The 11,051-nt window shown below is 45.0% G+C and carries 10 protein-coding genes; 8 read left to right on the top strand and 2 right to left on the bottom strand.

Going from position 1 to position 11,051, the window contains the following annotated elements:
* The first annotated feature begins 282 nt into the window (after positions 1-282).
* From KT990_RS12195 to KT990_RS12170, 6 genes are all read left to right on the top strand, one after another.
* Complete coding sequence (locus tag KT990_RS12195) at positions 283-1,173, top strand: VacJ family lipoprotein (RefSeq protein ID WP_074384079.1); 891 nt, start codon at positions 283-285, stop codon at positions 1,171-1,173.
* A gap of 102 nt (positions 1,174-1,275) precedes the next feature.
* Positions 1,276-2,244, top strand: a complete 969-nt coding sequence (gene gigA / locus KT990_RS12190; protein ID WP_218208857.1) for an RsbU family protein phosphatase GigA — start codon at positions 1,276-1,278, stop codon at positions 2,242-2,244.
* A gap of 112 nt (positions 2,245-2,356) precedes the next feature.
* Complete coding sequence (gene gigB / locus KT990_RS12185) at positions 2,357-2,875, top strand: anti-anti-sigma factor GigB (RefSeq protein WP_004647542.1); 519 nt, start codon at positions 2,357-2,359, stop codon at positions 2,873-2,875.
* A gap of 20 nt (positions 2,876-2,895) precedes the next feature.
* The gene (locus tag KT990_RS12180; protein ID WP_159138730.1) at positions 2,896-3,723 is read left to right on the top strand and encodes a carbon-nitrogen hydrolase family protein; all 828 of its coding nucleotides are present in this window, start codon (positions 2,896-2,898) and stop codon (positions 3,721-3,723) included.
* 105 nt (positions 3,724-3,828) lie between these two features.
* A complete protein-coding gene (locus KT990_RS12175; RefSeq protein WP_005095836.1) occupies positions 3,829-4,254 on the top strand; it encodes an organic hydroperoxide resistance protein in 426 nt (141 codons plus the stop codon).
* A gap of 176 nt (positions 4,255-4,430) precedes the next feature.
* Positions 4,431-4,823 carry a DUF4951 domain-containing protein gene (locus KT990_RS12170; protein WP_005095834.1) on the top strand — a complete coding sequence of 131 codons (393 nt, stop codon included), beginning with the start codon at positions 4,431-4,433 and terminating at the stop codon, positions 4,821-4,823.
* Between the two features lie 49 nt (positions 4,824-4,872).
* Here the strand turns inward: KT990_RS12170 and gspE are convergent, their stop codons facing one another.
* Positions 4,873-6,360 carry a type II secretion system ATPase GspE gene (gene gspE / locus KT990_RS12165; protein WP_005172539.1) on the bottom strand — a complete coding sequence of 496 codons (1,488 nt, stop codon included), beginning with the start codon at positions 6,358-6,360 and terminating at the stop codon, positions 4,873-4,875.
* Positions 6,361-6,504: 144 nt separating this feature from the next.
* Here gspE and KT990_RS12160 point away from each other — a divergent pair, with 144 nt between their 5' ends.
* A complete protein-coding gene (locus KT990_RS12160) occupies positions 6,505-7,284 on the top strand; it encodes a hypothetical protein (protein ID WP_167381259.1) in 780 nt (259 codons plus the stop codon).
* Between the two features lie 9 nt (positions 7,285-7,293).
* On the top strand, positions 7,294-8,217 hold the full coding sequence (locus KT990_RS12155; RefSeq protein ID WP_005095828.1) for a mechanosensitive ion channel family protein: 924 nt from the start codon (positions 7,294-7,296) through the stop codon (positions 8,215-8,217).
* A 47-nt stretch (positions 8,218-8,264) separates the two neighbouring features.
* Here the strand turns inward: KT990_RS12155 and KT990_RS12150 are convergent, their stop codons facing one another.
* Positions 8,265-10,967 (bottom strand): DUF2339 domain-containing protein, encoded by a 2,703-nt coding sequence (locus KT990_RS12150; RefSeq protein ID WP_218208856.1) that lies wholly within the window; start codon positions 10,965-10,967, stop codon positions 8,265-8,267.
* Between the last annotated feature and the right edge of the window lie 84 nt (positions 10,968-11,051).

Raw genomic sequence — 11,051 nt, 5'->3', positions numbered from 1 at the left:
ACCAACAAAACCCAATCTTAACACCTCGTGCTAAGTTACTGTTTTATCAGAAGTTTTAATCTTCATCACTGCCGATGGATGTGCATTCTACAGCATTTCAGAGCGCTTGCAACACCTTTTTCAAGAAAATTATTTTGCATGTACATTTTTTACTCTTTTTGTGTATTTTCATTCATTTTTTATACAAATTTGCTTAAATGATGTCTATTCGTGAATATAACGTTTATTATTTTTATACTAATAAGTAGTGCTCCTTACTCAGACAAGGCCTCGGGTTTCCTTATGCATCGTTCTATTTACTTATCTATATGCTTATTTTCTCTAGTATCAAGCGTACATGTTTTCGCAGAGGTCAACACGGATGTGGAAAATGAATCTTTGAAAACGCCACTCAGAACCAAAATATCGGCCAAGGCACAACAATTACAGACACAGCTAAAAGTCGATGCCAGTGCAGCACAGGCTGAAGAAGTCAAAGATCCTTTCCAACCGTTAAATAGAAAGATTTATCAGTTTAATGATGCGATTGACCGTACTGTGGTACGTCCTATAGCTGTTCAGTATGTTGAGAAAGTTCCACAGGATGTCCGCGGCAGCTACACCAATTTCCGTAATAACCTGGGGGAACCCTGGAATGTAGTCAATCAGCTGATTCAGGGCCGTCCGACCCGCGCAGCAAAATCCTTGGGACGTTTTACCATTAATACTTTAACGACCTTAGGTTTGGCTGATCCGGCACGTCGCCTTGGTTTAAGTCATGAAGACGAGAGATTTGGAACTACTTTGGGTTATTATGGTGTTGCGTCTGGTCCTTATATTATGTTGCCATTTTTAGGCCCAAGTTCAGTGCGTGGGGTGATTGGTACTGCTGTAGATAGTCAAACCCGCCCACAAAAATATCTTCTCGAAGATGAAGATGGGCTTTACTGGACCGACCAGTTCTGGCGTGCCATTGATAACCGCTCGGAAATACTGGATGTTGAAGGGGTGCTGACCGGTGATCGTTATGCCCAGATTCGGGATATTTATTTGCAACGCACCAATTACGCGATTGCTGAAAAGAAAGGTACAGAACAAGATACCCTATTCCTAGAAGATGACTTCGAAGAAGATAGTTCTGAAGATATACCTTTTGATGAGAACAATATTGAATCTTCAGAAGAAGATCTTTAAGTTCATGCTTGATGTATGATTGCTAGTGAAATCTGTTCGCTAGCAATACCTTGCTTGTTATAGTACATCGTATAACCAACCCTGAGATCGAATCACTTTTTTATGTATTTCATTCAACCGACTCGTGATATTCCCTATTTAGATCAGGTACTTGATACGCTTCCGCATATTCAGATGATCTATCTGGATGATCATGAGCTGTATGATTCTACGATTATCGCAATTGCAGATGTACATGACTATCTGAAATATAAGTGGAATCTGCCTACCATTGTGCTGGCCTTAGAGCATGAAGGCACAGCGTTGGCTCAGGCTTGGGAGCAAGGGGCGCTGGCAGGCTGGATCTGGAATAAACTTCCTGAAAATCCTGACCTGGCGCTGCAAAAAATTGATGCGCAATATAAACGTAACCAGGATAGCCGTGATCTGCCTTCTGCGGCAGAACTACAAAAAAGATTGTTACCCAACCCGATTAAACTGACCAATTATGAGGTCGAAACTTATTTTCAGCCTTCAGCCTATCTTTCAGGAGATTGGTATGATTACTGGAAAATTAGCGACAAAGAAGTGATTTTCTATTTGGCCGATGTATCTGGACATGGCGTCACCAGTAGTTTACTCACGTCCTGGATGGCGGCTTTTCACGGTCGCTCCAAAACGCCGCGAGAGCTGATTAAAAAGCTTAACGGCATGCTAATGCAGGAAAATATTGAAAAGCACATCACCATGATTGCCGGGATTTTAAATCTGGAAACCCATGTATTGAAATGGTCCAGTGCCGGACATTATCCCCCACCGATTATATTTGAACCCAATCAAGAACCTCAGATTTTCTCTACCAGCAGCTTCCCTTTAGGCCTGACCGAAGAGCTTGAGGTTGAAGAAAACGAATGGGTATTAAGCCCTAATGCCCGTTTTATTATCTGTTCAGATGGTGCACTGGAACCCTTTGATGGTGGATTAAATGAGCAATTTTCACAATTATTACATCACTTGCAGAATGAGTCATTTCAGGCTCCAGAACATGTGGCCGACGATATCGCCTTTTTAAGCTTTATCCGCGTAAATTAGCAGTATATTTACAGACTTTATAAGCACTTAATTTGATTACCACTTTCAGCTACTTGAGTATCAATACACCCTATGGGATAATTTAATATCCTTCTCTGCAAATGGCATTTATATGTCAACAGGTCATGTTGAATATGCAAGTCTGAATGGAACGCATATTTTTAAGCTTATCGGCGAAGTGCGTGCCCAATCTTGTATTAGTCTAGACAAATTACTGAACAAAATTGAACAGCAGGACAATGTAGTTGGCGCTATCGTTGATCTCACCGAAACCAGTTTTATTGACAGTACCGTACTCGGTGTTTTGGCCAAGTTAGGACTGAAACTCAAACAAGTACATAATATTCAGGCTGTTATGCTTTCTACCAATTCCGACATTACTACTTTGGCCAACAGTATGGGACTGAGCCAGGTGTTTGTGATTCTGAATTATTGTGGCGATCCGAATGTCTGCACCCGTGCGCTGATGGAAGAACATGTCACGCATCAAAATATGCTAAATACCGTTCTGGATGCGCATAAAACCTTGATGAAGCTAAATCAAAGCAACCAGAATATGTTTGAACCTTTAGTCAAACAGTTACAGAAAGAGCAAGACAATTTAGATAAAATCTCCGAGCAAAAGGTATAACGACTATATAAGAGGACCGCATGACTTTACTTTCTGTTGCACAAATGAATTCTCAAAATGAAATTGACGCCAATTTTGTGGAGATTGAGTCTTTAATTCAACAAAGTAAGGCCAATGGTGCTGAGTTAATTGTTTTCCCGGAAAATTTCGTCTGTTTCGCAGCAGGCAAACAACGTGAAACTGCTGCACAATTTGAAGTCATTCAACAACGTCTAGAACAACTTGCCCATCAATATCAAACCTGGATTGTGGCCGGGACTTTGCCCTGCCCTTATCGTCCGGATGGTTCAATCATTCAAGATGGCCGGGTGCGTACTGTCAGTCTGTGTATCAGTCCTGAACGAACTGAAGCGCGCTATGACAAAATTCACTTATTTGATGTGCAAGTCGGCGATGCTGTCGGTGGTTATCAGGAGTCCAAATTCTTTGAACCCGGCACAGATGTGGTCGTTGCCAAGACTCCTTTTGGCAATATCGGCTTGATGGTCTGTTATGACCTGCGCTTTCCAGAACTGGCTTTAAGCTTACGTGCTAAGGGTGCAAACCTGCTGACTGCGCCTTCTGCATTTACCTATACCACCGGTGAAATGCACTGGCAGTTATTGCTGCAAACCCGTGCCATGGATAGCCAGTGTTCGGTACTTGGCGCTGCTCAACAAGGCTGGCATGGTGAAAAACGTCAGACTTGGGGGCATGCAGCTGCCACCAATAGCCGCGGCCAACTTTTGAATATGATCCATGCTGATGGCGCCCATTTGATTACGGTGGACTTTGATTTAAGTGAACAGCAAAAAATCCGTGAATCCATGCCTTTAATGCAACATCGTAAACTGCTACAACTTTCTTAAGAAACCTGCCCGGATACTTGCATAAATTAACAAAATCCCTGCTTATTCTTCAGGCAAAATCGCCGAGCATAGAAGCTCCATGAACAATAAATAGGGATTAAGCTCATGTCATTAGAAAAAGCCGTCTATACCGCACATGCCAAAGCCACAGGTGGTCGTGATGGCCGCGCCACCTCTGACGATCAGATTTTAGATGTACAATTGGCCGTGCCCAAAGAAATGGGGGGCCCTGGTGGTGGAACCAACCCTGAACAGCTCTTTGCCGCAGGTTATTCGGCATGTTTCTTGGGTGCGATGAAATTTGTTGCCAATCGTGACAAACTGAATATGAGTAAAGATGCTTATATCGAGGGTGATGTAGGAATTGGTCCAATTCCGACCGGGTTTGGTATTGAGGTGACTTTAAATATCCATCTTGAAGGTATGGATCAGCAAGAAGCGCAAAAACTGGTAGATGCCGCGCATATTGTCTGTCCGTATTCAAATGCAACCCGCAATAATATTGATGTGAACTTAAACGTCATTACTTAATTTTTCGATTCAACCGCTATCCTGAAAAAATGCTTCAGGATAGCTAGAGCGCTATTATAAAATTTTAATCGCTGCATCTTCCCTTAAAGGCCAATTCTATTTTCAAAACAAAAGCAAAAATCTTAATACTTATATATAATGATTCTTATTTGCAATAATTTATTTTAAATCACCTTATGTTTAAATTATTTATTTCTAGTTCTCTCCTGTTCAGCATTGCGACTGCCTCTTTTGCAGAGCTGCAAATTTCAGAAAAAGTTCGCCCCCAAGTAAAATCTGTAGTTAATGCCGAGATTGAACGTCTGCCCATTCCTGCAACACCCAACAATATGATTCTGCCTGAATTTGGTAAAGGTATCATTGGTTGGGGTGCTGGCCCCAAAGATGCCGAAGTCCGTTTCCAGCGTGTCACCACAGCCGATGTTGAAAAAATGAAACAGGATGGGGTTACTTTAGAAATGGCGCAGGCCTGGCAGACCTTCTATGAAAATGAAACTCAGCGGAATCCGGGTAATCCGACTGCACCTTTTCGGGCCCAACTGATGAAAAAAATCGTCAGCCTCTGGTAAATATCCAGATATCCTGAGGACAAGTCATTAAAAGCAGCAGATTAGAAAATTATTCTGCTGCTTCATTGGTGACCCGTAACACTTCTTCAATGGTAGTTTTCCCTGCCAATACCTTGCGCAGACCATCATCCCGAATCGAACCGGATTGCTGCCGTGCATAACTTTCTATTTCGTATTCGGCCGCATTGCCATGAACCAGACGGCGCATATGATCATCGACGGGCACAATTTCATAAATCGCAGTACGCCCACTAAAACCAGTATTGCCACAGCGTTCACAACCCTGTGGTTGCGGCAGTCTTAAATCCTGTGGATGTTCAATATTTTCAAACAGTTTCTTTTCAAAAGCATCTGCTTCATGCCAGGTCGCGCAATGCGGACATAACGTTCTGACCAGACGCTGGGCAATTACCCCAATCAGGGAACTTGAAAGCAGGAACGGCTCAATGCCCATATCCTTCAAACGCGTGACAGCACCAATCGCGGTATTGGTATGCAGGGTCGACAACACCAGATGCCCCGTCAAGGAGGCCTGCACCGCAATTTCTGCGGTCTCCAGATCACGAATTTCACCCACCATCACCACATCAGGATCTTGGCGCAGCATGGCTTTTAAGGCACGTGCAAAGGTCATATCCACTTTGGTATTCACCTGGGTCTGACCAATACCTTCCAGTTGATATTCAATCGGATCTTCAGCGGTGAGGATGTTTTTGGAACCATCATTCAGGTCAGAAAGTGCGGCATATAAGGTGGTGGTTTTACCCGAACCGGTGGGGCCAGTGACTAAAATAATGCCGTGTGGACGATGCACCAGAGTTTTCAGTCGATCATAGTCATTATTCATCAAGCCCAAATGGGTCATATTTAAACGACCGGCCTGCTTGTCCAGCAGACGCATCACCACACGCTCACCATGAGAGGATGGCAAAGTAGATACACGGACATCGACTTCACGTCCGGCCAGACGCAAGGAAATACGACCATCTTGTGGAATACGCTTTTCCGCAATATCCAGTTTGGCCATGACTTTAATCCGCGAGACCAAAAGCGGCGCAAGTTCACGGCGTGGCTGGACAATTTCACGGAGCTGGCCATCGACCCGTAAACGTACCGACAGTTTTTTCTCAAAAGATTCAATATGAATATCGGAAGCCCCGACCCGAATCGCTTCAGACAATAATGCATTGATCAGTCGTACAATCGGCGCATCATCTTCCTGATCCATCAGATCTTCAGCTTCAGGTACGGAATCGGCCAGACTGAGTAAATCCGGATGATCTTCCAGACCCGCAGCCACCTGTTGTGATTCGCCGCTATCTCCGGCAAAACTGGAGCTGAGTAACTGGTTAAATTCCTGTTCGCTGCACAGCTGAAAATGAGCCGGATAACCGAGCAGACGGCGCGCTTCCTGCAATGCAAGCATCGAGGTATTGTCACGACGCAGAATAAAGGCCTGATCTCCCTCATAACGCAACAGCACACCATGGCGCTTGGCGAAGCTATATGGGATTTGTAATTGTTTAAGTACTTGCATCGCGGATTATAATAATGATGAAAAAATTTAAATTGAGTGTACTCTAAGCATATGACAGCGTGAAGTATGTTTTCAAAGATTTAGCAAGAAAGGGTGCCAACATTGCCGCAAGATAAAGATGAATTAATCCCGAATACAGCGAAAATGCGCTGGTGGGGAGAACAGATTTTTGAAATAAATCAATCCAAAGCCTGGCAGTTTGGTTCCTTGCTGTTTCGTCTGACTCGAGGCATTCAGGAATGGCGACTGGAATACTATCGTCCTGTGGTGCAATATGATTATGAGCAGCAATGGCATCAGATTGATGATCCGAACTTTGCCTTTCCAGCGCCGGTGCACATTGAACGTTATATGTTCAAATCCACCCAAAATAAATTACAGTTGATGCCACGTTTGGCAAACCGTTCGGTGGTGATCAAGCCGGTTGATCCGATTTATATTCCTGCCGGACAACGTGGTACGCTTTATATCAGCACGCCCTTATGGATTGCTGGTTTTGTCGAGGGGCAGCGCGAACCAATTTTTGATCTCCCGGTGATCTTGCCAAAAGACACCTGGTTTGGGCCGAATCATCGCTCAGGTGAAATCTGCTATGCCACTGCAGTCGATGGCAGAACTGAACTGAAACAATTGCATCCACGCGCTTTTCGTGCGGTTACACCGATTGAATTTCACAATACCAGTAACCAGCAATTGCGCTTTGACCGGATGAATGTCCCGGTGCCTGCCCTGCCGTTATTTTACAGTGAAAGTACCGGGCGCTTATGGACCTCGCAAATCCGGGTCTTGCATGAAGGTTCGGACCGCCCACCGCGTATTCGGGTGGAGAACCGTACCCCGCCAAATGCCGGTGAAGTCGCCTATCTGCATCCACCGCGTGATCCGGCGGGCGCTTTATTTAATATGTTTGATTCATTTTTCTAAGGGCGTCTGATGCCAAGTTCAAATATTCCGACCGAAGTCACCAACAGCCTGAAGGGAGTATTTACCAATATCAATACCGACCGTTTAACCGAAATTTTGGTCGCGGTGGTGTTATGTTTTATTGGTTTCCTGATTGCGCGCTTTATTTCCAATACCTTTATTCGGACCATTGGTGTACGTTTTAATGCCCATCAGAAGCTGGTCTGGCGCCGCGGGATTTTCTATTTTATTTTCCTGCTGTTTGTAATGGCCAGCCTGAAAGAAGCCGGTTTTAAACTGAGTGTCTTCCTCGGGGCTGCCGGGATTCTCACCGTAGCCTTGGGTTTTGCGTCACAAACCTCGGCATCCAACCTGATCAGCGGTCTGTTCCTGATTGGTGAGGGTTCTTTCGAAGTCGGCGATACTATTCAAATCACCTTGATTCGTGGGCATACCATTGAAGGTGAAGTGATTTCGATTGACCTGCTTTCAGTCAAACTCCTCACGCAGGATAATATCTATGTACGTTTGCCGAATGAACAGCTGATTCGGGCACCGGTACAGAACCTGTCAAAATTTCCGATACGGCGTATTCCGATTACGCTGGCGATCAATTTCCACGAAGATATTATTAAAGTACGAGAAGTGCTGCTGGATGTCGCCAATAAGTATCCATTAGTTTTGGCTGACCCGAAACCTGCAGTCACCGTTACCGCCTTTCGTGAATCATCCATCGAGTTGTTATTTGCGATCTGGTGCCAGCAGGAAAATTATCTGAAAGTACGCGATGAAATGCAGGAACGGATTCGTAATGGCTTTGTCGATAATCAGATTGAAATTCCAGTGCCGAAAATGGGCTTTGTCGACCATCCATTATCTCGCCCCTTAGAGAATGTTGATATTGACCAATACGCCAATGACAAGGCCCTCAAAAGAGAGCCTGATCTAAAATAACCCTTCGATTCCCTCTCCTTTTTAAAGGAGAGGCTTAGGGAGAGGATTCAATCAGTTTTCTCTGGCATCGGTGCAATATAGGCAATCAGCAGCATCACCCCACCTGCCAGCAAGAAGGAAATGACTCGCGTCAGGGTGCCAATATGCGACAGGTCAAAGAGCACCAATTTTAAGGTCACAATCACCAGAATACTGCCGCCCAGAATCCACATTGGCTTCAGATTTTTTAAGGTCGCCGTCCACATGGTAATCCAGGCCAGCAATACCCAGAGTATGGTGAGGCTAAGCTGAACCGTGGCATTACTCCATAAGGCCAACTCATTAAACGGCGTCTGCAAGTACACATGTAAAGCTCGCAGAACGATATAACTGGAAAGCCAGAGCAGACTCAGCACCATCAATACAGCCATCATGCCCTTATCACGGCCAGCCTGGATCTGTTGCAACAGCATCCAGATAAAACTGGCCAACATGGCGATACTGACCAGATCAAAGGGATTAAGCAGTGGCAGCCAGTAATACTGGAATACCTGTTGACTGAACAGTTGTGAACATATCAGCCAGACTCCCATCAGTAACAGACAACTCTTGCTTTGCCAAAGCTGCTGCCAGCCAGATTGTGAATCCTGTCGATAACACCACAGACACAACAATAGAGGTAAAATCGCCATGCTCAGATAAGGCATGCCCGGGATCAGACACAGGCTTGCCAAAGCCAAACTGGAGAAAACACCCAAACTTATCCACTCTTTGGAAAGTTGTAATCCAGCCAGCGGCCTGAGCCACAGCATGGCCAGCAATAGCATCGAAAAAGCAAAAAAACCACGCTCCAGAGTACTATTCCAGACAATCACCGCATTTTGACTACGATCCAAAACCAGAATCACGGCGATGACCATCAAAGGTGAAATGCCGCTCCACTTCGGCAGCAACCACGACCATTGCTGATGTTTGCGCAGAATGATTTCATTCAACAGTACATAGCCCAAGACAATGCTGAATAAGCTCAACACATAGGCATGCTGACTTGAAAATTCATCTTCCAGCAAGGCAAAGAGCATCAAACTGGCCGCAACCGTTAAACTACTGAGAAAGCTGACACTCAGAACATTCAATTGCTCTTGGTATTTTTCTTTAAGCTGACTGATGACCACGACTGCGACATAACACAGACTCAGAATCCAGAAAATCATACGCGGCGTTGGATTGATCTCGACCAGATAATACAAGCTGCTGAGTCCGGCCATTAGCAATAAGCCCATACTAAGATAATGTGCCACCCGAATATTTTTTTCCAAGGCCCATAAATAAATCAGCACCCCTTCCACTGCCCAGCCGACCACACTCCATTGCTCTGTCAGTAAGATCGGTGGTACCAGCGCCAGAAAAATCAGCATCAGACTGAGATAACTTTGTGAAATAAGCTGAATCGTTTGTTTTCGGCGCAATAAAGTCCAACAAGTGGCAAAGCCCCCTGCGAACAACAGACTTAGACCGGCTTGCCAGAGTTTTTGATCGGGCTGATTAAAGTGAATCAGATACAGAAAAATATAAGCAGTAATCGGTGCGGCAAAAATCAAGGCCAAGTCGAGTACCGGTTTTAGCTGAAAACGGGACAAATCCTGTCGTGCCAGCAACTGGCTAAAACGAAAACCCAGCCAGATAAACAGCGCACTATGCGCCAGAATCAGCACAGTCATGGCATAACGCTCATGAGTATCACCATGAATCAGGCTATACATTCCACCGACAATCGCCGTAATTAAAAAGGCAATCTGATTGAGAATTTTCCAGGGGCGGAAGCTGCTCAGCACTGCCACCCCGACATTAATCAGCAAGTAATAACTGATCAGCTCAACAGCGGAAGCATCTCGGATTGGCAAGGTAAACGGCGCCAGATAAGCAATCAGCAAAGCCATTATGGCCAGTTCGATACTTTCCTGTTTCAGACTTAAATACAGCGTCATTGCCAAAATGATGATAAATACACATGCTGCCAGCGGTAGTGTTGGAATCACCAGATTGTAATAGGCAAAGAATAAAGTCAGGAACAAACTCCCTAAACCTAATCCTTCCAGCGCCAGAGCAAAACTGCGGTTTTTAGGAATCAGCCGATAGCCCAGTCCTGTTACAAACAAACTGGCCAGCGCAACCAGACCTAATTTAGCAGCCAGACTCAGCTGCCAGTGCTCGGTGGCAAAACGCAGCAACAAAATAATCCCGATCACTAAAATACTAATGGCAACTTTTAAGACCGGATTGCCCTGAAAGATCCAGCGCTGCACTTGATCGATGAGATTAGGCGTAGACTGAGAATTGAGAGCCGGTTGAGTAGTCACAGGTGCAGCATCAGACCAGTTCGGTGGTATTGAAGGTGATGCATCGTCAGAATAAGATTGCAACTGTATCAAGCGTCCTTCCAGACGTTGCAGCCATCGGAGTAAAAAGAACACCCAAGCGGTAATCCCGATGCCCATCAACCAGTCAAGCTCGGCCAGCCCACCAACAATTGCAATAATTGAAGAGACATATAAAGGAACTTTTGAATTGCGTTCCAGAGACCTCTGCTGCTGTGCAGCCAGTTGCTGTAGCGGGGCTTCTACTGCGCTGACATATTGCATCACACTGAAGAGAAAACCCACGCCACACAGATAAGTCACAATCTGATAATCCAGATACCAGGCACTGATCCCAACAATTAGCAGAGTAATCAGCCAGATCATGCGTAACTCATTGCGTCCTGCAGCCATTCTTATATTTCTCTTTCCTGAATCATTCCATCATACAACAGCTTGTGCTGCTTATTTCATCTTCAGCCGATATTCGCTAAGCTG

It is taken from the genome of Acinetobacter sp. F9 (assembly GCF_019195275.1).
Classification (GTDB): domain Bacteria; phylum Pseudomonadota; class Gammaproteobacteria; order Pseudomonadales; family Moraxellaceae; genus Acinetobacter; species Acinetobacter pseudolwoffii.
The sequence above is the reverse complement of the archived record's forward strand: the minus strand, read 5'-3'. Positions and strand labels throughout refer to the sequence as shown.

What these genes read in the sequence shown, in the direction of transcription:
- gigB (WP_004647542.1), top strand. Translation starts at nt 2,357, where the DNA reads ATGTCAACAGGTCATGTTGAATATGCAAGTCTGAATGGAACGCATATT.
- KT990_RS12150 (WP_218208856.1), bottom strand. Translation starts at nt 10,967, where the DNA reads ATGGCTGCAGGACGCAATGAGTTACGCATGATCTGGCTGATTACTCTG.
- KT990_RS12195 (WP_074384079.1), top strand. Translation starts at nt 283, where the DNA reads ATGCATCGTTCTATTTACTTATCTATATGCTTATTTTCTCTAGTATCA.
- KT990_RS12175 (WP_005095836.1), top strand. Translation starts at nt 3,829, where the DNA reads ATGTCATTAGAAAAAGCCGTCTATACCGCACATGCCAAAGCCACAGGT.
- KT990_RS12170 (WP_005095834.1), top strand. Translation starts at nt 4,431, where the DNA reads ATGTTTAAATTATTTATTTCTAGTTCTCTCCTGTTCAGCATTGCGACT.
- KT990_RS12155 (WP_005095828.1), top strand. Translation starts at nt 7,294, where the DNA reads ATGCCAAGTTCAAATATTCCGACCGAAGTCACCAACAGCCTGAAGGGA.
- KT990_RS12180 (WP_159138730.1), top strand. Translation starts at nt 2,896, where the DNA reads ATGACTTTACTTTCTGTTGCACAAATGAATTCTCAAAATGAAATTGAC.
- gigA (WP_218208857.1), top strand. Translation starts at nt 1,276, where the DNA reads ATGTATTTCATTCAACCGACTCGTGATATTCCCTATTTAGATCAGGTA.
- KT990_RS12160 (WP_167381259.1), top strand. Translation starts at nt 6,505, where the DNA reads ATGCGCTGGTGGGGAGAACAGATTTTTGAAATAAATCAATCCAAAGCC.
- gspE (WP_005172539.1), bottom strand. Translation starts at nt 6,360, where the DNA reads ATGCAAGTACTTAAACAATTACAAATCCCATATAGCTTCGCCAAGCGC.